The sequence below is a fragment of the Alteromonas sp. AWJ4_199 genome, from assembly GCF_056159165.1.
This window is the reverse complement of the sequence record NZ_JBSWUR010000001.1, coordinates 794808-817887: the sequence shown is the minus strand read 5'-3', so window position 1 is coordinate 817887 and position 23080 is coordinate 794808. Positions and strand designations below refer to the sequence as shown.

Annotated in this window: 24 protein-coding genes; 15 read left to right on the top strand and 9 right to left on the bottom strand. The window is 44.8% G+C overall.

Going from position 1 to position 23080, the window contains the following annotated elements:
- Nucleotides 1–77 precede the first annotated feature (77 nt).
- Entirely contained in the window at nucleotides 78–1745 is a 1668-nt protein-coding gene (ettA, locus tag ACXAER_RS03595; protein WP_014950094.1) for an energy-dependent translational throttle protein EttA, read from the bottom strand.
- 293 nt (nucleotides 1746–2038) lie between these two features.
- On the opposite strand from ettA, the gene lpxD reads away from it, so the two are divergent.
- The 10 genes from lpxD (at nucleotide 2039) to ACXAER_RS03545 (ending at nucleotide 10726) form a co-directional block, all read left to right on the top strand.
- Nucleotides 2039–3067, top strand: coding sequence for a UDP-3-O-(3-hydroxymyristoyl)glucosamine N-acyltransferase (gene lpxD, locus ACXAER_RS03590; protein ID WP_474826641.1), 1029 nt, complete (start codon nucleotides 2039–2041; stop codon nucleotides 3065–3067).
- Between the two features lie 154 nt (nucleotides 3068–3221).
- Nucleotides 3222–4478 (top strand): serine hydroxymethyltransferase, encoded by a 1257-nt coding sequence (glyA, locus tag ACXAER_RS03585; RefSeq protein WP_014950092.1) that lies wholly within the window; start codon nucleotides 3222–3224, stop codon nucleotides 4476–4478.
- A gap of 98 nt (nucleotides 4479–4576) precedes the next feature.
- On the top strand, nucleotides 4577–5026 hold the full coding sequence (gene nrdR, locus ACXAER_RS03580) for a transcriptional regulator NrdR (RefSeq protein ID WP_012517538.1): 450 nt from the start codon (nucleotides 4577–4579) through the stop codon (nucleotides 5024–5026).
- A gap of 50 nt (nucleotides 5027–5076) precedes the next feature.
- Complete coding sequence (gene ribD, locus ACXAER_RS03575) at nucleotides 5077–6216, top strand: bifunctional diaminohydroxyphosphoribosylaminopyrimidine deaminase/5-amino-6-(5-phosphoribosylamino)uracil reductase RibD (RefSeq protein WP_474826639.1); 1140 nt, start codon at nucleotides 5077–5079, stop codon at nucleotides 6214–6216.
- A gap of 20 nt (nucleotides 6217–6236) precedes the next feature.
- A complete protein-coding gene (locus tag ACXAER_RS03570; protein ID WP_474826637.1) occupies nucleotides 6237–6899 on the top strand; it encodes a riboflavin synthase in 663 nt (220 codons plus the stop codon).
- Between the two features lie 20 nt (nucleotides 6900–6919).
- Nucleotides 6920–8020 (top strand): bifunctional 3,4-dihydroxy-2-butanone-4-phosphate synthase/GTP cyclohydrolase II, encoded by a 1101-nt coding sequence (gene ribBA, locus ACXAER_RS03565; protein ID WP_474826635.1) that lies wholly within the window; start codon nucleotides 6920–6922, stop codon nucleotides 8018–8020.
- 244 nt (nucleotides 8021–8264) lie between these two features.
- Entirely contained in the window at nucleotides 8265–8738 is a 474-nt protein-coding gene (gene ribH / locus ACXAER_RS03560; RefSeq protein ID WP_025255832.1) for a 6,7-dimethyl-8-ribityllumazine synthase, read from the top strand.
- Nucleotides 8739–8750: 12 nt separating this feature from the next.
- Complete coding sequence (nusB, locus tag ACXAER_RS03555; protein ID WP_014979773.1) at nucleotides 8751–9173, top strand: transcription antitermination factor NusB; 423 nt, start codon at nucleotides 8751–8753, stop codon at nucleotides 9171–9173.
- Between the two features lie 48 nt (nucleotides 9174–9221).
- Nucleotides 9222–10187, top strand: a complete 966-nt coding sequence (thiL, locus tag ACXAER_RS03550) for a thiamine-phosphate kinase (protein ID WP_474826632.1) — start codon at nucleotides 9222–9224, stop codon at nucleotides 10185–10187.
- A 38-nt stretch (nucleotides 10188–10225) separates the two neighbouring features.
- Complete coding sequence (locus ACXAER_RS03545; protein ID WP_474826630.1) at nucleotides 10226–10726, top strand: phosphatidylglycerophosphatase A family protein; 501 nt, start codon at nucleotides 10226–10228, stop codon at nucleotides 10724–10726.
- Between the two features lie 203 nt (nucleotides 10727–10929).
- Here ACXAER_RS03545 and dxs read toward each other — a convergent pair whose 3' ends face one another.
- The 3 genes from dxs to ACXAER_RS03530 are packed head-to-tail and all read right to left on the bottom strand — an operon-like array spanning nucleotide 10930 to nucleotide 14005.
- On the bottom strand, nucleotides 10930–12810 hold the full coding sequence (gene dxs, locus ACXAER_RS03540; RefSeq protein ID WP_474826628.1) for a 1-deoxy-D-xylulose-5-phosphate synthase: 1881 nt from the start codon (nucleotides 12808–12810) through the stop codon (nucleotides 10930–10932).
- Nucleotides 12811–12842: 32 nt separating this feature from the next.
- The gene (locus tag ACXAER_RS03535) at nucleotides 12843–13733 is read right to left on the bottom strand and encodes a farnesyl diphosphate synthase (RefSeq protein ID WP_474826626.1); all 891 of its coding nucleotides are present in this window, start codon (nucleotides 13731–13733) and stop codon (nucleotides 12843–12845) included.
- A gap of 29 nt (nucleotides 13734–13762) precedes the next feature.
- Nucleotides 13763–14005 carry an exodeoxyribonuclease VII small subunit gene (locus ACXAER_RS03530; RefSeq protein WP_474830490.1) on the bottom strand — a complete coding sequence of 81 codons (243 nt, stop codon included), beginning with the start codon at nucleotides 14003–14005 and terminating at the stop codon, nucleotides 13763–13765.
- 398 nt (nucleotides 14006–14403) lie between these two features.
- On the opposite strand from ACXAER_RS03530, the gene pomA reads away from it, so the two are divergent.
- Together pomA and ACXAER_RS03520 are read left to right on the top strand one after the other, a co-directional pair.
- On the top strand, nucleotides 14404–15165 hold the full coding sequence (gene pomA, locus ACXAER_RS03525; protein WP_474826624.1) for a flagellar motor protein PomA: 762 nt from the start codon (nucleotides 14404–14406) through the stop codon (nucleotides 15163–15165).
- Nucleotides 15165–16094 carry a flagellar motor protein MotB gene (locus ACXAER_RS03520; protein WP_179983981.1) on the top strand — a complete coding sequence of 310 codons (930 nt, stop codon included), beginning with the start codon at nucleotides 15165–15167 and terminating at the stop codon, nucleotides 16092–16094. Before pomA ends, ACXAER_RS03520 begins: the two co-directional genes overlap by 1 nt.
- A gap of 127 nt (nucleotides 16095–16221) precedes the next feature.
- On the opposite strand, the gene ACXAER_RS03515 is transcribed toward ACXAER_RS03520, so the two are convergent.
- The 5 genes from ACXAER_RS03515 to ACXAER_RS03495 are packed head-to-tail and all read right to left on the bottom strand — an operon-like array spanning nucleotide 16222 to nucleotide 20657.
- Nucleotides 16222–17478, bottom strand: a complete 1257-nt coding sequence (locus ACXAER_RS03515) for a class I SAM-dependent methyltransferase (protein ID WP_474826621.1) — start codon at nucleotides 17476–17478, stop codon at nucleotides 16222–16224.
- 2 nt (nucleotides 17479–17480) lie between these two features.
- Nucleotides 17481–18224 (bottom strand): DUF1365 domain-containing protein, encoded by a 744-nt coding sequence (locus ACXAER_RS03510; protein ID WP_474826619.1) that lies wholly within the window; start codon nucleotides 18222–18224, stop codon nucleotides 17481–17483.
- Nucleotides 18221–19486: an NAD(P)/FAD-dependent oxidoreductase gene (locus ACXAER_RS03505; RefSeq protein WP_474826617.1), complete on the bottom strand. Its 1266-nt coding sequence runs from the start codon at nucleotides 19484–19486 to the stop codon at nucleotides 18221–18223. The genes ACXAER_RS03510 and ACXAER_RS03505 overlap by 4 nt, the downstream gene beginning before the upstream one ends.
- 11 nt (nucleotides 19487–19497) lie before the next feature.
- Complete coding sequence (locus ACXAER_RS03500; protein ID WP_474826615.1) at nucleotides 19498–20217, bottom strand: SDR family NAD(P)-dependent oxidoreductase; 720 nt, start codon at nucleotides 20215–20217, stop codon at nucleotides 19498–19500.
- Entirely contained in the window at nucleotides 20214–20657 is a 444-nt protein-coding gene (locus ACXAER_RS03495; RefSeq protein ID WP_474826613.1) for a nuclear transport factor 2 family protein, read from the bottom strand. Before ACXAER_RS03495 ends, ACXAER_RS03500 begins: the two co-directional genes overlap by 4 nt.
- A gap of 258 nt (nucleotides 20658–20915) precedes the next feature.
- Between ACXAER_RS03495 and ACXAER_RS03490 the strand changes: the two genes are divergently transcribed.
- The 3 genes from ACXAER_RS03490 (at nucleotide 20916) to ACXAER_RS03480 (ending at nucleotide 22957) form a co-directional block, all read left to right on the top strand.
- Complete coding sequence (locus ACXAER_RS03490) at nucleotides 20916–21491, top strand: LON peptidase substrate-binding domain-containing protein (RefSeq protein WP_474826611.1); 576 nt, start codon at nucleotides 20916–20918, stop codon at nucleotides 21489–21491.
- Nucleotides 21492–21609: 118 nt separating this feature from the next.
- The gene (locus ACXAER_RS03485; RefSeq protein WP_179983974.1) at nucleotides 21610–22221 is read left to right on the top strand and encodes a sigma-70 family RNA polymerase sigma factor; all 612 of its coding nucleotides are present in this window, start codon (nucleotides 21610–21612) and stop codon (nucleotides 22219–22221) included.
- On the top strand, nucleotides 22214–22957 hold the full coding sequence (locus tag ACXAER_RS03480) for a ChrR family anti-sigma-E factor (protein WP_474826608.1): 744 nt from the start codon (nucleotides 22214–22216) through the stop codon (nucleotides 22955–22957). Before ACXAER_RS03485 ends, ACXAER_RS03480 begins: the two co-directional genes overlap by 8 nt.
- Nucleotides 22958–23080 lie beyond the last annotated feature (123 nt).

Here is a 23080-nt window from a genome sequence, read left to right as displayed (position 1 = left end):
CAAACAAATAAAAAAGCCGCTATCGATAACAGCGGCTTTCGGGCCTAACGTAAGGAAATGTTTATCCTAAACTCCCTTTATTTAGACATACGCTTGTATTTGAGGCGGTGTGGTTCAACCACATCTTGACCAAACTCCTGCTTCAACCAGCTTTCGTAGTCTGAGTAGTTACCTTCGAAGAAGTTGATGTTACCTTCATCGCGGTAATCCATAATGTGTGTTGCTACGCGGTCTAGGAACCAACGGTCGTGCGAGATAACCATGGCACAGCCTGGGAACTCCAACAACGCGTTTTCCAAGGCGCGAAGTGTTTCTACGTCTAGGTCGTTGGTTGGCTCATCCAGTAGCAATACGTTACCGCCTGCTTTAAGCAGTTTCGCAAGGTGAACACGGTTACGCTCACCACCTGACAAGTCTTTGATGAACTTCTGCTGGTCGGTGCCTTTAAAATTAAAACGGCTGCAGTAGGCGCGGCTGTTAATTTCAAAGTTACCAATGCGAATAATATCTTGTTCGTCAGAAATTTCTTTCCACACGGTGTTGTTTTCGTTCATGTGGTCGCGGAACTGTTCTACCGCAGCAATTTGAACGGTTTCACCTAAATCGATGGTGCCTGAATCAGGTTGCTCAGCACCGGTAAGCATTCTGAACAAGGTTGATTTACCCGCACCGTTAGGGCCAACAATGCCTACAATGGCACCCTTTGGTACTTTAAACGTTAAGTCGTCGATAAGTACACGATCACCATAGGACTTTTTAAGGTTGCTAACTTCGATAACCTTGTCACCTAAGCGCTCACCTGGAGGAATGAAAAGCTCGTTTGTTTCGTTACGCTTTTGATAATCGCTGGTAGATAGTTCTTCAAAACGTGCCATACGGGCTTTACTTTTAGCATGACGACCTTTTGGATTCGAGCGTACCCACTCAAGCTCCTGTTTCATGCTCTTCATACGCGCCGTTTCGGTACGCTCTTCTTGCTCTAGTCGGTTTTCTTTTTGCTCCAACCACGAAGAGTAGTTTCCTTCCCATGGAATACCTTCACCTCGGTCAAGCTCTAAAATCCAACCCGCAACGTTATCAAGGAAATATCTATCGTGGGTAATAGCTACCACTGTACCTTCATAATCGTGAAGGAAGCGCTCTAACCATGCGACTGATTCCGCGTCCAAGTGGTTAGTCGGCTCGTCAAGAAGCAACATTTCAGGCTTTTCTAAAAGTAAGCGGCAAAGCGCAACACGGCGACGCTCACCACCAGATAGTTTGCTTACGTCCGCATCCCACGCTGGCAGGCGAAGGGCATCTGCAGCACGCTCTAGGGCATTTTCTAAATTGTGACCATCTTTCGCTTGAATGATAGCTTCTAGCTCACCTTGCTCTTTAGCAAGCGCGTCGAAATCAGCGTCTGCTTCAGCGTAAGCGGCATACACTTCATCAAGGCGAGTCAGCGCATGCTTAACATCGGCTACGGCTTCTTCGATATTGCCACGAACATCTTTGGTTTCATCAAGCTGAGGTTCCTGTGGAAGATAGCCCACCTTTAAACCTGGTTGAGGACGTGCTTCACCTTCAATATCGGTATCTACGCCAGCCATAATGCGAAGTAAGGTAGATTTACCTGCACCGTTTAGACCTAGCACACCAATTTTGGCGCCTGGGAAAAAGCTAAGTGAGATATTTTTTAGAATGTGTCTATTAGGTGGGACGATTTTGCCCACGCGATGCATACTGTAAACGTATTGCGCCATGCTCTATCCTCGCTGAAAAAGCGGTGAAAAATAAAAAAGTCGTTGTGCTGTATTCTACTCGTAACAGGGTAGTTTGTGCCAGTTACTTACGCTCGGTATATTTACGCTTGACGATATTTTAATCACTCATACCAAAAAGATCGATTTATGCATCGGTTGGCGAGTTGATTTAAGGTAAACTTGCTTTTTATAAGCATGAGTAAAAATGGCCTTTAGGGTGAGCTAGCAAGCAGCAACAAATAACCCAAAGCGATAGACTCAATACTATTCATATTTCTGAACAGGCAATTAAGATGACCGCTATGAATAAACGCATATATAGTCTGGATGAGCTCGCCAAACATGTGGGTGGGGAAGTGCAGGGCGATGGCAATATCAATATTTCTGCCGTGGGCACGTTATCTGGTGCAGCATCGCACCAAATTTCGTTTCTGACCAACCCTAAATATAAACCGCAGTTGAAAGATACAAATGCTGGTGCAGTTATTCTGCATGAGAGCCTTAAAGGTGACAGCCCAGTGCCTGCTTTAGTTGTGGCAAACCCTCATGCAGCCTTTGCGCTTATCGCTCAATTATTCGATACCACGCCAGCGGTTGCTACAGGCATTGCTGAGTCAGCGGTTATTGCGCCGTCTGCACGTATCGGCAGTGATGTGTCGCTAGGACACAACGTTATTATTGAAGATAATGTGGTGCTGGGCGATAGAGTCACGGTTGGCGCTAATACCGTTATCCGTAGAGGTACCCATATTGGTGAAGGCTGTACTATCCATCCAAATGTGACCATTTATCACGACGTGGTTATTGGCAAGCGCGTGACTATTCATAGTCAAACTGTAATTGGAGCAGCAGGCTTTGGTTACGCAAACGATAAAGGTGTATGGATCCCTATTCCGCAAACTGGCTCAGTTCGCATTGGTGACGACAGTCAAATTGGTGCGAGCAGCAGTATTGACCGCGGCGCTATGGAAGATACGATTTTAGGCACCAACGTTATTATTGATAACCAAGTACAAATTGGCCATAACTGCATTATTGGCGATCATTCATGTATTTGCGGCGCTACAGGTATTGCGGGTAGCTGCCATATCGGCAAACACGTTATTATCGGCGGTGGAGTTGGGGTTAACGGCCATATCAGTATTTGCGATAATGTTCAGGTGACCGGCTACACCATGATTGTACAAGATATCACTGAACCAGGCGTTTATTCTTCTGGTCAGCCAGCTCAAACCAACCGTGATTGGCGCAAAAATACAGTTCGCCTTGCTAAGATTGGCAGTTTATTTGACCGTGTTAAAGCCCTTGAAAAACAGGTCTGATCTCGCGCTGGCGCAGGTATTACGTTAAACCTGCGCCATTTATATTAATTTGGTCATAAAGCGGTATACAAGTAACCGAAAATGACTAGAATATGGCTCGAATTTGAGCAATCAGTGCGTAACGCCATATAAAAACCGCAGTTAAGGAGCCCCCATGTTTTCTCGCGAAATGAATATAGCCGACTTCGATCCTGAATTAGCCGATGCAATGTCTAAAGAGGTTGAGCGTCAAGAACATCACATTGAGCTAATTGCCTCTGAGAACTACTGTAGCCCACGTGTAATGGAAGCACAGGGGTCGCAGCTTACTAACAAATACGCTGAAGGCTATCCAGGCAAGCGTTACTACGGTGGTTGTGAGCACGTAGACGTTGTTGAGCAACTAGCTATCGACCGTGCAAAAGCGCTATTTGGTGCAGACTACGCAAACGTTCAGCCACACGCTGGTTCGCAAGCAAACTCTGCTGTTTTCATGGCATTACTTGACGCAGGCGATACGGTATTAGGTATGAGCCTTTCTGAAGGTGGTCACCTGACTCACGGTTCGCACGTAAACTTCTCTGGTAAAACTTACAACGCTGTGCAGTACGGTTTGAACAAAGAAACCGGTGAAATCGATTACGCTCAGGTTGAGGCACTTGCGAAAGAGCACAAGCCTAAAATGATTATCGGTGGCTTCTCTGCGTATTCTGGCATTGTTGATTGGGCGAAATTCCGTGAAATCGCTGACAGCGTTGGCGCGTACTTGCTCGTAGATATGGCCCACGTAGCAGGTCTTGTAGCAGCGGGCGTTTATCCAAACCCACTGCCTCACGCACACGTGGTAACGACGACCACCCATAAAACGCTAGCGGGTCCACGTAGTGGCCTTATCCTATCTTCATGTGGCGACGAAGCGATTTACAAAAAGCTTAACAGCTCAGTATTCCCAGGTAACCAAGGTGGCCCTCTTTGCCACGTGATTGCAGCTAAAGCGGTTGCTTTCAAAGAGGCACTACAGCCAGAATTTAAAGTCTATCAGCAGCAGGTTGTTGCAAATGCGAAGGCGATGGTTTCTGTAATGCAAGAGCGCGGTTATAACATCGTTTCTGGCGGTACTGACAACCACTTGTTCCTCCTTGACCTTATCGACAAGGACATTACCGGTAAAGATGCAGACGCAGCATTGGGTGCAGCAAACATCACCGTTAACAAAAACTCGGTTCCAAATGACCCTCGTTCACCGTTTGTAACCAGCGGCCTTCGTATCGGTAGCCCAGCGATCACTCGCCGAGGTTTCAAAGAAGAACAAGCTAAGCAAGTTGCTACTTGGATTTGCGACATTCTAGATAACATGGGCGATGAGTCTGTTATCAAACGCGTTCAAGACGAAGTGGTTGCTCTTTGCGCACAATTCCCTGTTTATAAATAAATAGGTTTGTGTTTTATTGCGTACTTTGGTACTAATGCTGGACTAACTAGTCTAGGTTCAATTTAAATACCTAAGTACGCAATATTTAAGGAATATTCATGTTTTGCCCGTTTTGTTCAGAACAAGAAACAAAAGTTATTGATTCTCGTTTGGTTGCAGAAGGGCAGCAAGTGCGTAGACGCCGTGAATGTATGGTGTGTCACGAGCGCTTTACGACCTTTGAAAGTGCTGAGCTCGTCATGCCCCGCGTGATAAAGCGCGATGGTTCACGTGAACCATTTAATGAAGATAAACTTCGTGCAGGCTTGCAACGCGCACTTGAAAAGCGCCCTGTTAGCACTGAGAAAGTTGAACAGTGCATCCTTTCACTGAAGTCACAGTTGCGTGCAACGGGGGAACGTGAGGTGAGTAGCGAATTGCTCGGCAACCTCATAATGAAAGCCCTAAAAGAACTCGACAAAGTTGCCTATGTCAGGTTCGCCTCTGTTTATCGTTCCTTCGAAGACATTCGTGAATTTGGAGAAGAAATAGCGCGATTAGGGGACTAGGTCGGGCACACCCAAAACCTCAGGCACTTAGGGCTACAACAGGAATCCAAGTGAACCACGATACGGTTAAAAACGATTATCATTGGATGGCAAAAGCCATTCAACTTGCCCAACAAGGGCGCTATACCACTTCTCCTAATCCTCGCGTTGGTTGCGTAATTGTTGACGAAAACAATCAGCTAATAGGTCAGGGATATCATATCCAAGCTGGCACTCCTCACGCCGAAGTACACGCATTAAGACAAGCATCTAACGCACGAGCGCAAGGCGCAAAAGGCGCGACAGCTTACGTTACCCTTGAGCCATGCAGTCATTTTGGCCGCACACCGCCTTGTGCGGTGGCTTTGGTTGAAGCAAAAGTGGCGCGAGTGGTTATTTCCATGACCGACCCTAACCCAAATGTATGCGGTAACGGTATCAGCATCTTACAAGAAGCAGGTATTGAAGTGGTCAGTGACGTGATGGCCGCAGAAGCTGCAGCACTAAACCCCGGTTTCATCAAACGCATGCTTACTGGCAAGCCTTTCGTTCGCGTGAAATTAGGCATCAGCCTAGACGGAAAGATAGCCCTTCAAAATGGCGTAAGTCAGTGGATTACGGGTGCAGAGGCAAGACGGGATGTGCAACAGTATCGTGCACAAAGTTGCGTTGTACTTACAGGCTCAGGTACGGTAAGAGCCGATAACCCTAGTTTGTTGGTTAGAGAACAAGAAGCACAGCTCACTGATTATCCTCTTGAACACATTCGACAGCCTGCTCGAGTTGTCGTTGATGGCAAAAGCAAGCTTTCTCGAGACTACGCGTTATTTAATGACGGCAATATTACTTTAACGGCTACTTCGCAGTCTCATCCAGATACGGCAACACAACACTATCTTTCGGTAGATGAAAAAGACGGTAAGCTCAACTTACATTCGCTAATGTCGGCATTAGGCGATAAGCAATATAATGAAGTATGGGTGGAAGCGGGCCCAGGGTTAGCCGGTGCATTGCTGCAAGAGGGGCTGGTGGATGAGCTAATTTGCTATCAAGCCCCTAAGCTTTTAGGTGAAAAGGGAATAAGTATGGTTAATTTGCCAGCGTTTACGTCATTAAATGAATGTATTTCGCTTTCGCTTATTGAAAATCGTCAGGTGGGGAACGATATTAAGCTTATCTTTCGCCCTGATGTTAGCAACACTCGTGGTTAACGCGATTAAAGAGGAACTTTATGTTTACTGGAATTATTCAAGCGCTCGGTACTATAAAAAAGCTTGATAACCGTGGCAACGATATTCGCCTAACCGTTGCGTCACCTGCGCTTGATATGTCTGATGTCGCACTGGGCGACAGTATCGCGACCAATGGTGTTTGTTTAACAGTGACTGATATGGGCCCCGATTATTACTGTGCTGATGTATCGGCCGAAACCATCAAGTTGACCGGGTTTGCACACTATAGTGCAGGCTCAACGGTTAATCTTGAGAAGGCAATGCGTCCAAGCGACCGCTTAGGTGGCCATATCGTGTCAGGTCATGTGGACGGCGTAGGCGAGGTTACGCAGATTATCAAACACTCAGACTACGTCGAGTTTTGGGTAAAAGCGCCAGAAGCCTTGGCTAAATATATTGCCCATAAAGGTAGTATCACCGTTGATGGTATCAGTTTGACAGTAAACGAAGTCAACGGCGCAGAATTCATGCTTTGGATCATTCCTCATACGCTGCAAGAAACGATTATGGGAAGCTATAAAGTGGGCACAGCGGTAAACCTAGAGGTTGATGTTATTGCGCGCTATTTAGAGCGATTAATGCTAGGCGATAAAGCCGCCGAGCCTACAAGCAAAGGCATCGACATGGCATTTCTTGCCGAGAACGGATTTTTAAGAAAATAACCCTACAAGAAGCACACAACATGGCATTTAACACTACACAAGAAATAATTGAAGACATTCGCCAAGGTAAAATGGTTATCTTGATGGATGATGAAGATAGGGAAAACGAAGGTGATTTAATCATGGCGGCGGAGCATGTGACGCCTGAAGCCATAAACTTTATGGTTACTCACGCTCGCGGCTTGGTGTGCTTACCTATGACTCAAGAGCGCTGCCGCACGCTTAATCTTCCTTTAATGGTTGATAAAAACGAAGCGCAGTTTTCTACCAACTTCACGGTTTCTATTGAAGCGGCAACCGGCGTTACCACTGGTATCTCAGCGGCCGACCGTGCGACAACAATCAAAGCTGCTGTAGCGAAAGATGCGAAGGCGACAGACATTGTGCAGCCTGGTCATATTTTTCCTTTAATTGCGAAAGACGGCGGGGTACTGAATCGCGCAGGCCACACCGAAGCAGGTGTAGACTTGCCGCGTTTAGCAGGATTAGAGCCAGCTGGGGTTATTGTAGAAATTCTTAATGAAGACGGCACTATGGCACGCCGCCCAGAGTTAGAAAAGTTCGCTGAAAAGCACAACCTTAAAATTGGCACCATTGCTGACTTAATTGAATATCGCAACTTAAACGAAACGACTATTCAAAAAGTAGCGCAGTGTAACATGCCGACAGAGTACGGCGATTTCGAGCTGCACACGTTTAAAGACAGCATCGACAACCAACTTCATTTCGCACTTAAAAAAGGCGAAATTAAAGAAGATGAGCCGACACTCGTACGTGTACACCTTCACAATACGTTTAGTGATCTTCTTGGGTCTACCCGCGGTATTCATCGCTCAATGACACTTGCAGATGGCATGCGTAAAATTTCAGAAGATGGTGGCGTATTGGTGCTATTAGGCAAGGAAGAGCACATTGAGAGCCAAGTTCGCCGCTTTGCCGCAGAAGACAGAGGCGAACGCCCAGCTGGCGCCGACTGGCAGGGGTCGTCACGCACTATCGGTGTAGGTAGTCAAATTCTTGCATCAATGGGCGTTCACAAAATGCGTCTTCTTAGTAAGCCAATTAAATATCACGCACTTTCAGGTTACGGCCTTGAAGTTGTAGAGTACGTGCACGACTAGCACTTGGGTTTAGGCCACAGTGAAAGTGGAAAGGGGATGCTGGTCGCAAACACGCGGTGAATACATCCCTGTACGCTCCGCCACCGCATCCATGCGGTGGAGGGTTTGCGACCAGCATTCCCTCCCCACATTTGGCTAAGCATAAAATGGCTGTTTACGAATAGTTGAAGTTAAAGAAACAATCGATTTAGTTTGGGCGCAGTTGTGGTATACTTCGCGCCGTTTTTTCTCGAGGAATGAATCCATGCAGGTAATTGAAGGTAATATCAGAGCAACCGGTAAGAAGTTTGCTATCGTTGTATCACGCTTTAATAGCTTTGTTGTTGAAAGCTTACTAGAAGGTGCGTTAGACACACTAGAGCGTCACGGTGAAGTAAGCGATGACGATATCACGGTAGTACGTGTACCTGGTGCTTACGAGTTACCTGTTATTGCTAAGAAATTAGCTGAGAAGAAGTCATTTGACGCCATCATCGCTCTTGGTGCAGTTATTCGTGGCGGCACGCCACACTTTGATTTCGTAGCAGGCGAGAGCAACAAAGGTCTTGCGCAAGTATCTCTTGAATACGGCGTACCTGTATCATTTGGCGTAATTACAACAGATTCAATTGAACAAGCTATCGAGCGTTCTGGAACCAAAGCGGGCAACAAGGGTGCAGAAGCAGCACTAGGCGCGCTAGAAATGGTTAACGTTATCGATGCTGTTGAAAAGCTTTAAGGTAAACATTAAGTGAAAGTTTCAGCTCGTCGTAAAGCCCGTGAACTCGCCCTTCAAGGTGTGTATTCATGGCAAATGAGTCACAACGATATTCAGCAGGTTGAACTGGCGCTAGCCACCAGTAACGACATGCAAAAGGTAGACATGGCGTATTTCCAAGCCTTGCTTCGCGGCGTTGCACACAACGCAAGCAACCTTGATGCAACCATTAAACCTTACCTTGGCCGTTTGCCAGAAGAGTTAGACGCTATCGAAAAAGCCATCTTGCGCATTGCGACGCTGGAACTCACTGAGCGCATCGACGTACCTTACCGCGTAATTATTAATGAAGCGATTGAGCTAGCTAAGGCATTTGGTGCTGAAGAAAGCCATAAGTTCATTAATGGTGCACTGGATAAAGCAGTGCGCACGTTGCGCAAAGACGAGCGCGACTAACCTTACCGTGGCGGCATGGATTGCCGCTAAAAGGGTTTAAAAATTACCGTGAAAGAATTTGATCTTATCGGCCGCTATTTTTCAAACAGTGGCCACAAACGCAAAGACGTTGTTATTGGTATTGGTGATGACTGTGCTGTAACAACGGTTCCTGAAAACCAACAACTTGCCGTTACTACAGATACCCTTGTCGCAGGCGTGCACTTTTTAAAAGATGCACCGGCCAAGTCTGTAGCCTACAAAACCGTTGCTGTTAACTTAAGTGACCTTGCCGCTATGGGCGCTGAGCCCGCATGGGTCAGCTTGTCTTTGTCACTGCCTGAAGTAGATGAAGCCTGGTTAGATGACTTTGTATCTGGATTGTACGAGCTTACTCAGTACTATTCTGTCCAGCTTATCGGTGGCGATACAGTAAAAGGCCCTATGGCGTTTACTATTACTGCACAAGGTTTTATTCCGCCGGGTTCCGAACTAACGCGCAGCGGCGCGAAGCCGGGCGATTGGCTTTACGTTACTGGAACACTAGGTGATGCAGGTGCGGGCTTAGATATTCTACAGAAAAACCTCAGCGTAAATGGTGAAGCGAAAGACGTTTTGGTTAATCGCCATTACTTTCCAACCCCTCGTGTTGCTGTGGGTACGGCGATTCGTCGCATTGCAACGTCTTGCATTGATATCTCTGATGGCTTAATTTCAGATTTAGGGCACATTTTAAAAGCGTCTAATTGCGGTGCGAATGTTCACGTAGATCGACTACCACTATCACGAGCACTAACAAGTGCAGTCACACCTGAGCAAGCCATTGAATATGCGTTATCTGCTGGTGATGACTACGAACTTGTTTTTACTGTAAGTGAAGAGCAGCGCGGAAGCCTTGAAACTTCGTTAGCAAGTACGAATGTAAAAGCCACGTGTATTGGCCAATTAACCGGGCATAGCGGTTCACTTTCGTTGCTAAAAGATAACGAAAAGTATACGTCAGCTAATGCTTCTGGCTATGAGCACGCCTTTTAGGCAAACTACATCTGACAACAGTAAATAAAGGAAGAAGCATGCAGGCGGAATATCGCGCTAGAGTGAGTATGAAAAATCCAGTTCATTTTCTCGCACTCGGTTTTGGTAGCGGGCTTGTTCCTTTTATGCCAGGTACATTTGGCTCTCTTGCTGCACTACCGCTGCTTGTAGCGTGCAGCCAGATCTCGGTGGTTTCCTTCATCGCGCTTACGCTGATATTTTCAGTGGTAGGTATCTATCTGTGTGGCAAGACTGCAGACGATATGCAGGTACACGACCACGGTTCTATTGTGTGGGATGAAATAGCGGGCATGTTTATCACCTTTCTATTTGTACCTATCTCTGCGTCATCTTTACTCGTGGGTTTTGTTCTATTCAGACTTTTCGACATCTTAAAGCCTTGGCCAATAGGTATTATCGACAAGCGCTTACACGGCGGTACAGGCATTATGCTGGATGATCTTCTCGCGGGTGCTATGGCATGCGGCTGTTTACATTTATTAATGGTGTTTTGGCCAGCAGCCCTGGCGTTGTTCTAGCTAAAAGTGAAGATTCAAGGCCGCTCTGATAGATTCGCTGCAAAGAAAAGTTAGGCAATGATAAATTAGGAAACAAAGAGCTAGGCAATAAAAAGACAGATAATAGCGAAATGCATCACAAAAAAGCCCGCAGTTTGCGGGCTTTTTAATCTCTAACTTAAACGAAAAGCATAATAGTCGCTTTTACAAAGCTAGCTTTATAGCTAATTGGCTATAAAACTATTTGCTGCAGCAATAATTCCTTCAGCATCTAAGCCATGCTCTTTATACATTTCCTGTTGTGTACCTTGCAGGATAAAGCTATCAGGCAGACCTAACATTTTGACTGCCTTAAGAACACCATTTTGCTGCAAGTGTTCAAGCACCGCACTACCAGCACCACCCATAATACAGCCGTCTTCTAACGTTATAAGGGCGCTGTGTTTACTGGCTGCCTTTAAGACTGCCTCGCCGTCTAACGGCTTAATGAAACGCATGTCGATAACCGTTGCATCGATAGTTTCTGCTGCTTCAAGCGCGTAGGGCAATAAACAGCCGAAGTTCAAAATAGCAACGCTTTCAGTCTTACCTTTCGAGGTTTCTCGACAGGTACGTGATTTACCTATTTCAAGTTCCGTCATCGCCTCATCTGGCGTAATCCCCATGCCTGCACCACGAGGGTAGCGAACTGCCGCTGGTTTTTGCAGTTTATGGCCAGTGTAGAGCATTTGGCGACATTCATTTTCGTCTGAAGGAGCCATAACCACCATATTCGGAATACAGCGAAGGAAAGCGATATCAAACGCCCCTTGGTGAGTAGGGCCGTCGGCGCCCACAATACCCGCTCTGTCTATAGCAAATAATACCGGCAAGTCTTGAATTGCCACATCGTGGATAAGCTGATCGTAAGCGCGCTGAAGAAACGATGAATAAATTGCAACAACCGCATTCATCCCGTCTTTGGCAAGCCCCGCGCCAAACGTCACTGCATGCTGCTCGGCAATCGCAACATCGAAATACTGCTCAGGAAAGCGTTGAGAAAACTCAACCATGCCTGAACCTTCGCGCATGGCTGGCGTTACCGCCATTAGCTTAGGGTCTTGTGCGGCCATATCACACAACCATTTTCCAAAAATTGCCGAGTAGGTAGGGGCTGAAGGCTTAGACTTGGGTAAGGCGTTATCCGCCGGGTTAAATTTAGGTACCGCGTGAAACTTGATTGGGTCTTCTTCTGCAACCGCATAGCCTTTACCTTTCTTGGTGACTACGTGCAGTAGCTGTGGTCCATCAAACTTACGCATATTGCGTAGCGTATCGACAACACCATTAACGTCGTGGCCGTCGATAGGGCCAATGTAGTTAAAGCCAAGCTCTTCAAATATGGTGCCCGGGACAACCATGCCTTTAATGTGCTCTTCTGCACGGCTGGCAAACTCTTTAATTGGAGGCACATTGCTTAACAGCTTTTTACCACCGTCGCGTATAGAGTTGAAAAAATTACCGGTGAGCAAACGGGCTAGGTGGCTGTTCAACGCACCCACGTTTTCAGAAATAGACATTTCGTTGTCGTTAAGTACGACAACCATATCTTTTTTGATGTCACCAGCATGGTTAAGGGCTTCAAACGCCATACCTGCGGTCATTGCGCCGTCGCCAATAACGGCCACTACTTTACGGTCTTTACCTTCTTTTTCTGCCGCTACGGCCATTCCCAGCGCCGCACTTATCGACGTGGATGAGTGCCCAACAGCAAAGGTGTCGTAGTCGCTCTCAGGCGGCCATGGGAAAGGGTGCAGACCATTCTTTTGGCGAATGGTGCTCATGCGCTCTGCGCGACCGGTAAGGATTTTATGAGGATAGGCTTGATGGCCTACGTCCCACAGCAAACGGTCGAACGGCGTGTTGTACACATAGTGCAGTGCCACAGTTAACTCTACCGTGCCTAAACCCGAGGCAAAGTGGCCACTGGTTTGGCTTACGCTATTAAGTAAGTACTCACGTAATTCATCGGCAAGCTCGCGTAATTTTTCTTGAGGCAGCTGCCTCAATTTTTCAGGTGTTTGCGCAAGCGCAAGCGTTGGGTAATGTTGGAGATCTAAACTCATGTACTTATTATCTTTTTCAACATGGCGCGTGGCTAATGGTCGCGTTTTACCAAAAGCTCGCTAAACGCAATTAAACTGTCTGTATTGTAGGGTAAACGCGCCAATGCTTGAAGTGCATTATCGTGAAGCATTTCTAATTCTTGCTTAGCGCCAGCTATACCAAGCTTGGCGGGAAAGGTGTTTTTCCCCAATGCTTCGTCAGACCCTGCGGGTTTTCCTAACTTCTCGCTGCTACCCTCAACGTCTAAGATATCGTCTTGAACTTGGAAAGCCAGTCCAATATCCGCGGCATAGGCCATCAAGTCAGTTTTAGTTTCTGGCAGTAAGCCTTCACTGACAATAGCAATCATTTCAACACAGGCCTTAAGCAAAGCTCCGGTTTTGAGTCTATGGAGCTGCTTTAATTCTTCTAATGAGATGGTTTCACCCGTACTGGCTAAGTCGATAGCCTGACCACCACACATGCCTACGTAGCCGGCACTTTTAGCCAGTACAGACAAAAGCTGCCCGCGTTTGGTTTCGGCAAATACGCTTAAAGGAGCATCAGCTAGTACAGTAAATGCAAGAGACTGCAGGGCATCTCCCGCTAAAATAGCCGTAGCTTCATCAAAGGCAATATGACACGTTGGCATTCCGCGACGTAAATCATCATCGTCCATGGCTGGTAAATCATCATGAACTAACGAGTAGGCGTGCACGCACTCAATAGCCATGCTTATAGCCATCTGATCTTTTTTGGGCACGTCTAACGTGTTTCCTACAACCTGCACTAGTAGAGGGCGCATGCGCTTGCCACCTGCAAGCAATGCGTGACGCATTGCATCTTTAAGGCGCGGTGCGTAATCGGGTAAATCATCAATTAAGGTAAGAAGGGATGCATCAGTTTGCTGTTTCACTTGCTGATGCAAAGCAGAAAAATTCATAGGTCGCCTGTAAGTTAAAAATGAACGTTTTACGGCTGTTCACTTTCAGGAAGAGTCTGAAGCGTTTCTTCGCCTTGTTCACTAAGCAATATTTTTACTTTTTGCTCGGCGTTTTCAAGTGATTGCTGGCCTTGACGAGATAACGCTATGCCTCGTTCAAATTTTTCCAGTGCTTTATTAAGAGGCAGATCACCGTTTTCCATTTCGTTAACGATAGCTTCTAGTTCTGTTAAAGTTTCTTCAAAAGACGCTGATGCTTTTTCTGTCGTCATAAAAACACTCAATACATTAGCCAAAATACGTGTACCGCGCACATTAACTGAGGGCCGCACAAGGGTCAAATGGTTTGTCCGTATATCGCCTATATCAAAGTAATATAGCTTTTTTTTCATGCAGTTGACCACGTTGAATATGAAGATATTGTGCTATATTCGAAATAAGTGGCTACATTACTCTAAATAAAGTGGTGTATGCGTGTTCTGACAGGTAAGCGAACGCTATAAGCATGGTCGATAAACAAAACCTTTGAACAACGTTTTTTAAAGTCACAGTTAATAAAAAACAAATAAATATGATATTTTTCAATAATGTCGTTTTAGTATTTTTATCCGTTGCCGATAGAATATTTGTACATCAACAGCACTGACTGCGCATAAATGGGGAAGAGTGAGTGGATTTAGCAACCGTCATAGGTATGTTGGGCGCCATTGGTTTCATAGTTATGGCTATGATTCTAGGCGGCAGCTTAAGCATGTTCATCGACGTCCAATCGATTTTAATCGTGTTTGGTGGGACTTTGTTTGTTGTCTTGTCACAATTTACTTTAGGTCAGTTCTTCGGTGCGGGTAAGATTGCTGGCAAAGCCTTCATGTTTAAAATTGAATCGCCAGAAGAGCTTATTGAGAAAATTGTAGAGATGGCGGATGCCGCGCGAAAAGGCGGCTTTTTGGCTTTAGAGGAAGCGGAAATCTCTAACGAGTTTATGCAGAAAGGCGTCGACATGTTGGTTGATGGCCACGATATTGAGGTGGTCAGAGAGACACTTGCTAAAGATATTTCTATGACGTCAGAACGACATGATTTTGGCGCCTCGTTTTTTAAAGGTATGGGCGATATTGCACCTGCCATGGGGATGATCGGTACCTTGATTGGTTTGGTTGCCATGCTGTCAAACATGGATGACCCGAAAGCTATCGGCCCGGCAATGGCGGTAGCACTACTCACCACGCTGTATGGCGCTTTTTTCGCCAACGTTATCTGTTTGCCAATAGCATTCAAACTTTCTGTACGAGCAGGGGAAGAAAAGCTCAATCAAAGCCTTGTTCTTGACGGTATTGTCGGTATCGCTGACGGTCAAAACCCTCGAGTTATTGAAGGCGTACTGAAAAACTACCTTGCTGCAAGTAAGCGTGGAAGCGCAGAGGAAGAGTAATGGCCGAAGAAGAATGCCCAAAATGCCCCCCCGAGGGGCTTCCAGCTTGGATGGGAACCTTCGCAGACTTAATGTCACTGCTTATGTGCTTTTTTGTACTTCTGCTTTCATTCTCCGAAATGGACGTACTGAAATTTAAGCAAATAGCGGGCTCAATGAAGTTTGCATTCGGTGTGCAAAACAAAATTGAAGTAAAAGATATTCCTAAAGGGACCAGTGTTATTGCTATGGAGTTTCGACCTGGTAAGCCTGATCCCACGCCAATTGAATCTATTCAGCAGCAAACCAACGAAATGACTCAGCAAATGCTAGAATTTCAAGCGGGAAATGAGGACTCTGCCGGCGGCAGGCAAAAACAGCGTGGCGAACAACGGGGCGGTCAGTCTCAACAAACGGCTACTGAGTCATCTTCATCCGCTGAGCAAAGCACTGACCAATCTCAAATGGCTGAGTTGATGAAAAAAGTGGCCCAACAATTAGAAAAGCAAATTTTAGATGGGTCTGTAGAAATGGAGTCGCTGGGACAGCAGCTTACCATTCGAATTAGAGAAAATGGCTCGTTTTCCGCCGGCTCTGCTTTCTTGCAGCCACAATTTCAGCCCGTATTAAGAAAAATTGGTTCATTGTTAGCGGATGTGCCTGGAGAAATCGAGATTTCGGGCCATAGTGACGGACAGCATATTGCCAATGAGCTCTATCGCTCAAACTGGGATTTATCATCACAACGGGCAGTAGCGGTGGCCGAAGCTATGCGGACAGCGCCTGGGTTTGATGAAAGTCGCATGTCTGTTGTAGGTAAAGCTGATACTAATCCTATCGTTGAGAATGCCACGACCGCGAGTGATAGAGCTAAGAATCGCCGAGTAGAAATCAATATTAACCAAGGTAAACCAATGATATCCAAACCTATATCAGTGGTAGACGATTAAGCGGTACTCTTTCGAATTACAATATCCACTAAAAAGCGGTGCCATATGGCACCGCTTTTTGGTTTAAAATTGCTTGCTGGGTACTCATACCAATCCGCATATATAATTACCCACCCAGCAACGACAATCAAACTCTAGCTAGTTCCTCTCTGTACTGAGGTTTTGATATAACAAGTTGTACAGTGCTAATGGTTCTTTCTAAAAAACCACCTTCGCAGTATTTCAGGTAGTAGGTCCACATACGCATAAAGCGCTCGTCGTAACCATCATTTAATAATTCATCTTTAGCCGAAATAAACGCTTCATACCAATGGTTTAGCGTTTTTGCATAGTCCACACCAATGTCGTGTAAGTCACGGATCATCATATTCGTGTACTTTTTAAGGTGTGCATTTAACTGGTATTGCGATGGTAAAAAACCACCCGGGAAAATGTATTTTTGTATGAAGTCTACGCTGTTTGAGTAGCTGTCATAACGTCTATCGTCAATGGTTATTGACTGAAGTAACATAAGACCGTCGTCTTTTAAAAGAGAAGCACATTTTTCGAAAAAGTTACCTAAATACTCTTTACCAACCGCCTCAATCATTTCGATGGAAACCAGCTTGTCGTATTTACCCTCAAGCAAGCGATAATCTTTTTTAAGTAAGGTAATTTTACTTTCTAGTCCTTCCCGTTCAATCCAATCTTTCGCCCATGCGTGCTGCTCTTCTGAAATAGTAGTGGTGGTGACACTGCAGCCATAATGTTTCGCAGCATAAACTGCAAGGCCGCCCCAGCCAGTGCCTATTTCTAAAAGGTGGTCTGCTTCAGACAGTTGTAATTTGTCACAAATAGCTTTTAGTTTGTAATTCTGCGCGTCGTTTAGTGTTGCATTTGCATCTGGGTAAATCGCTGATGAGTACATCATTGTTGGGTCGAGAAAGCGGGTATAAAGCTTATTGCCCAAATCATAATGCGCTTCAATGTTCTTTTTAGCTTGGTCTTTTGTATTTCGACGCGCAAAATGCTGAATCTTATTGATGGGCATGGTTAGCCACTTAAACTTATTTTCCCACTCATCAAGGGTGGGTAAGTTCCGTGCGAAAATCCTTACTACGGCTGTTACATCGTCACTGTCCCACAACCCATCCATGTACGCCTCGCCAGCGCCCACACTGCCGCCAAGTAACAACTGTCGATAGGCTTGCACATTTTTGATATTTACCGTAGCGCGCAAGTCACTTTCGTCTGTGCCGAAACGCGCAACGACATCGCCGTTTTCTTGAATAGTTAAGCGACCAAATGGAAGCTGATTTAAACACTTCAAAAATAGTGTTCTACAAGTTTTATCTACAAAAGAGACCTCTGAGGCGGTCAGTAGTACAGATTCACCGAAAGACATTGTTATTGTTCCTGACTCTTTTCTGGGTGTGTATATAGTGGCGTTCGTTTCAGCAATAGCTTAAGTGCGTGCCAATAAATTCCGGCCACGGTTTTTATCGTCATACTGGGTATACGTTTAAGTGCGGCAGATAGATTCGCATTATCTAAAGTAAATTTACTCAAATTAATCCCAGCGCTAAATTCTTTGTCTTCTCTTACGCAATCCATGGCTAAAGAAAGTCTAGACGAAGGCTGAGAAATCGACCATTTATAGGTCATATCCATAGGATTAAAAGGCGACACGTGAAAAGCCTTTGCTGTATCGGCTTGGATGTCTAGATTTACCAGATAGTGGTGGCGCTCATTCCAAGGCGTGTTGCTAACCTCAGCAAGCATATGAGTGTATTTACCCTCAGCGTTGCGAAGGTAATAAAAGTTAACTGGGCTGAAATACAGACCCCACATGCGTAATTGACCGAGCATAAAAACGTCGCCGCTTAGCGCTTTACCATCATTTAATTCGGTCATTCTTTGCAATACGGCTTGTTTCAAAGAAATGGAAGGGTCACCTAGATAGTCTTCTCGCTTGAATCGAACTCGTGCTTTGGTGTGCGCGCTAAAATACTTCAGCGTATCCGATAGCACGTTCAGTTCCTCACTTTCGAGTTTTAACCAAAACAGATAAATGTCGTAGTCAAACTTGTGTTGGGTAGGCTTGAAACGTTGATGATATACCTTGCCTTTATATATCGCACTTTCTATCACAGGGTTTCACCAAAACGAGCACAAACGTCTAGTGCACTGGTAACGCCATCTTCATGAAAACCGTTGTACCAGTAGGCCCCACAAAAATGTAAATTATCTACGCCGCAAATCTCACTTCTACGTGACTGCGCTTTCACCATGCTGGAACTGTACTGAGGGTGCGCATATTTATAGCTTCGCAAAATACTCTTTTCATCAATTTCAGGCGTATTATTCAGCGTTACGCAATAAGTATTCTCAGCTTCTAATCGCTGGAGAATGTTCATATTGTAGGTGACAGAGGCGGGGCGGGCTTCCTCGCTTGCATCCTCCTTTAAGCTATAGTTCCAACTTGCCCACGCCAACTTCCTTTTAGGTAATTGGCTTATGTCTTTGTGCATGACTACATCATTTTCCGCATAAGGAATATTGCCAAGAACATCTTTGTGCAGCGACGTAGGGGAATGAATCATTTTTAACGCTTGGTCGCTGTGACATGCAAATACGACATGATCAAACGTCGCAACTGCACCAGTTGAATCGGTAACTTTCCACTTGTCATCGCTTTTGGCCACAGAAACTACAGCTGTAGATAATTTAATTTTAGACTCAAATGGCGCAATCAGTGGCGGGATATATTGACTAGATCCACCTTTAATCGTGTACCACTGTGGCCGGTCAGTAATATTGAGCAGGCCGTGATTATTGAAGAATTGAAGGAAGAAAGTTAATGGAAATTTTCTCGTTTGTTCTAGGCTACTAGACCAAATAGCGGCGCACATAGGCAGTATATAGTAGCGCGCGAAGTCATCGCTTAGCCCTAGTTCTTTAATAATATCTTCCAGCGTCAATGAAGACGTGTCGCGCTTTTCAGCCACCATGGCTTTACACGCTTTGTTAAATGTCAGAATGTCTTTAACGATGCGCCAAAATTTAGGGCGAAGAATATTGCGTCTCTGGGCGAATAAACTGTTTAAGTTATTGCCATTGTACTCAAGGTTCGCTTTTTTACTCATCACAGAGAAGCTCATCTCGGTTGGTTGGTAGTCAACGTTTAGCTGAGTAATAAGCTTGATGAAGTTAGGGTAGGTCCAGTCATTGAAAACAATAAAGCCGGTATCAATGTTATGAGTCTGGCTATTATCGTCTATTTTCTTTGTTGCCGTATGACCACCAATGTAGTCATTCGCTTCGTATACTGTGATGTCGTTCTGTCGGTTTAGAAGGTGTGCGCAGGTTAACCCTGAAATACCTGTGCCTATGATGGCAATCTTATTATTCATTTTTACTTCTCTTATTGTTTTTCTCTCATGGCCAAGGATAAACGCTTCTGAATTGGTGTAGGCAATATGTGCATAAAGCGCAGGATAAACCCAAAGAAACGAGGGAAGAAAACGGTTTGCTTATTACTTTCTATTCCTTTAAGCATAGCCTCGGCAGCTTCTTCTGCACTAATTTTCATTGGCATTTCAAAGTCGTTTTTGTCAGTCAAAGGTGTTTCAACGAACCCTGGTGATACTGCCTGTACTTTCACGCCTTTATGGTGAAGATCGACTTCTAAGGACTTCGTGAAGTAGTGAAGGGCAGCTTTACTAGAGCCGTAGGCCTGAGTGCGTGTGAAAGGTAATAGACGAGCCATACTGTCGACTATGACAAGCTTGTCGCCATCTTTTAGTCGTGGAAGAAGCGCGTTAACACAGTGAACCACACCAAAGAAGTTAGGCTCGAAAACGCGGCGGAACATGTCTGGCTCGAAATCCTCAAGGTCTACATATTCACAAGTACCAGCATTGAGTACAGCAATATCGAACTTAACACTTGCTAATGCTCGCTTTGTATCTTCTAAATCTGACACATCAAACTGGCAACCGCTAATATTGCTATATTTGCTAAGTTCATCAAGGGCTTCTTTGTTTCTTCCACAAGCAATGACACTATACCCATTATCGGCACACTTGATTGCTAATGCTTTACCTATTCCAGATGTTGCGCCAGTAATTAAGATACTCTTCATTTTGCCAGCTTCCCTTTTATCTTTTTGATTATAAAACCTAAGATAGGTACGTGTTCGTAAACCATTTCGCCCAAATCGTAATAATCTTTGTGGTAGATGATGATGTCATCGGCAACGCCAAGTTGTGTTGTACCGTCTAGCGTGATCTTTTTGGCATTGTTTTTTAGTACGAGGGTCATCGTCCAATTTACAACGTGAGTCACCTTGGATTGACTATGGGCAACTTGTTGCGAACAGTAGAGAATGTCTGCTATATCAAACTTGCACGTTTCGGCTTGTGTAAGCAGGTTAGAAAAATAACTTTTAACTTCGTCTATCCCGCTATGCATAGTGATGGGGTCTATAAATTTAATATTACTGGCATAGATGTCTTCCAAGTCATCTGGGGATATCTGACATATATCTGTGTAAATTTTACAAAAGCGCTCGATGACATCCATACAACTTCCTTTACTTTAAAATATTGAGTACAGGCTAATCATTCAATTATGATTTTCTCTAAAACTTGCAAAAATTTTTATAATTATTGACTGCAAGTCTCTGATCTCAAATTCGTTAGTATTTTTATACAAAAACTAAATTACATTAATTGCCGAGCTTAAGATCATGTTTCTTCGTTTATCCGTGAAAAATTTTCCCATTCGATCCTATTTGTACTCAGTCGCGTAAATATTTTCGTGTTTTCGGAAGTGTCGAGTATGAGAGTAGAACGTTTTCCCTTATTTCCTTTATCTGCGCACCTTTTGCCTGAAGGCAGAATGGCATTGCGTATTTTTGAACCTAGATATGTGCGTATGGTTAAGCAGGCATGCGCCGAAAATAAAGGCTTTGTGATGTGTATGCTAAACGCGAATGGAGACAAAGGCTCAAACGAACACATCCATAAAATAGGGACATACGCACAGGTTGTCGACTTTGATATGCTCGACGATGGTTTGCTTGGCATAAAGGTTGCTGGTTCTCATTTAGTTGAGGTAAGTAGCATTGAAGTTGAAAAAGATGGTCTTCGCACTGGAAGTTGTAAGGTGTTAGAACCTTGGAAATGCGATTTGGCCCCTCAACAAATAGCGCCTATGGACGAGCGGCTTAAAGAAATATTTGGAAATTACGAAGAACTGGCGTCGTTGTATGAATCACCGAAGTTTAATTGTCCCAACTGGGTATTAAATCGATGGTTAGAGTTATTGCCAGTCGATGGCTCGCAAAAGCAGCATTTTTTAGCGCAAAGAGAATGTACTAGTTTGCTAAATTATCTCTCTGCACTAATCGCTTAATATTGAGAGTTGAAATTGACATTACAAATTCGTAATCCAACATTTGCATTTTTCGCAAACGTTTTAAGTCAGAACGTCGTAGAATGATACAACCAAAACGGAAAAGCGGACGAATCTTATGTTAGTTGGAATTCCTTTGGAACAAAGTAACAGCACAATCAAACCTAAAGAATGTGCTACTGAAATGTCTGATTACCTTGTGGCGGTTGCTGACGCCAGATGCAAACGATCCTTTGCTAGAGTATTTAACTATTTCGCACCTCGCTTGCGCTCATATGCTTTGAAACAAATGGGAAATGAGGCGTTAGCGATGGAGCTTGTTCAAGACACCATGTCAAACGTTTGGCAAAAAGCACATCTTTTTAATGCCGAGAAAGGGTCTCCATCGACATGGATTTTTACAATTGCGCGTAATATACGTTTTGACATGTTGCGTAAGCTGCAGAACCGAAAAGAAGACGTATGCTCTGATGATTTGTGGCCAGTGCTTTGTGAGCAAACTGCGGATGCTAATGAAGCGCCGCTTGACGAGCAAGTTACTTTAGAGCAAATTGGTCACTTATTTGAATCACTGCCGGTAAAACAAAAAGCGGTAGTTGAAGCTATCTACATTGATGGCAAGTCTCAACAAGAAGTTGCCGACGAACTTTCTATTCCGTTAGGTACGGTAAAGTCCCGTACGCGTTTGGCGCTTCAACGATTAAAGGTCATGTTAAACGATAATGATTAGGTTTCATCCCAGTGCCCAACAACTTAAAGATTTCGTTGAGGGCACGCTGTCACCTGCTATATCTTTAATGGTTTCAGCACATTGTGATATGTGTCCGAAATGCCAACGATTTGTAGAGATAGAGACTGAAAGCTTAGCCGCACAAATGGTGTCATCTGTAAGCGAAAATGCTTTCGCCAGTTCTGATGCTTCGCTCCAGTTTGGCGATATGTTTTCACAAATTACACAACTCCCTCAAACCCCTGACGGCAGTTTTAAGGCTGCTAGTGTTTCTGAATATCGAGAAACTTTGAACAAGCCCCGTGTACCATCCAAATCAGAAAAATTAAGTACTATTGAGTTGGATGGGAGAGCGTTTGCTTTGCCTAGAACCCTTCACCGATATATCGACAAGACTGGAAACTGGTCAAGTTTAGTCGGTAAGCTATGGCAAGCCCCGGTTGATTTAGGTAATCAGGGCGTAGCCAATTTTATATTTATGGGTAGTGGCGGGAGTGTGCCAGAGCATACTCATAGAGGAACCGAATACACCCTAGTTATCGATGGCGAGTTCAGTGACGGGCTCAGCCGTTACGATACCGGCGACTTTATTTTCATGGATGGTGAGAAGACCCATACGCCCAAGGCTGAAGGAAAAGACGGTTGCTTAGTATTTAGCATTGTAGATCAGCCACTACACTTTACTTCAGGCTTAGCGAGACTATTAAATCCATTTAGCCATCTTTTCTTCCGCTAAAGTTTAAAACGATTGCTTATCAGCTACTGTGCTTACAATCGCTAAATAACAAAAAACGCACTTAAGTGCGTTTTTTCGTTTTAACTATTAATGTTCTATGGTCGTTCGCGTTTCAAACTCTCT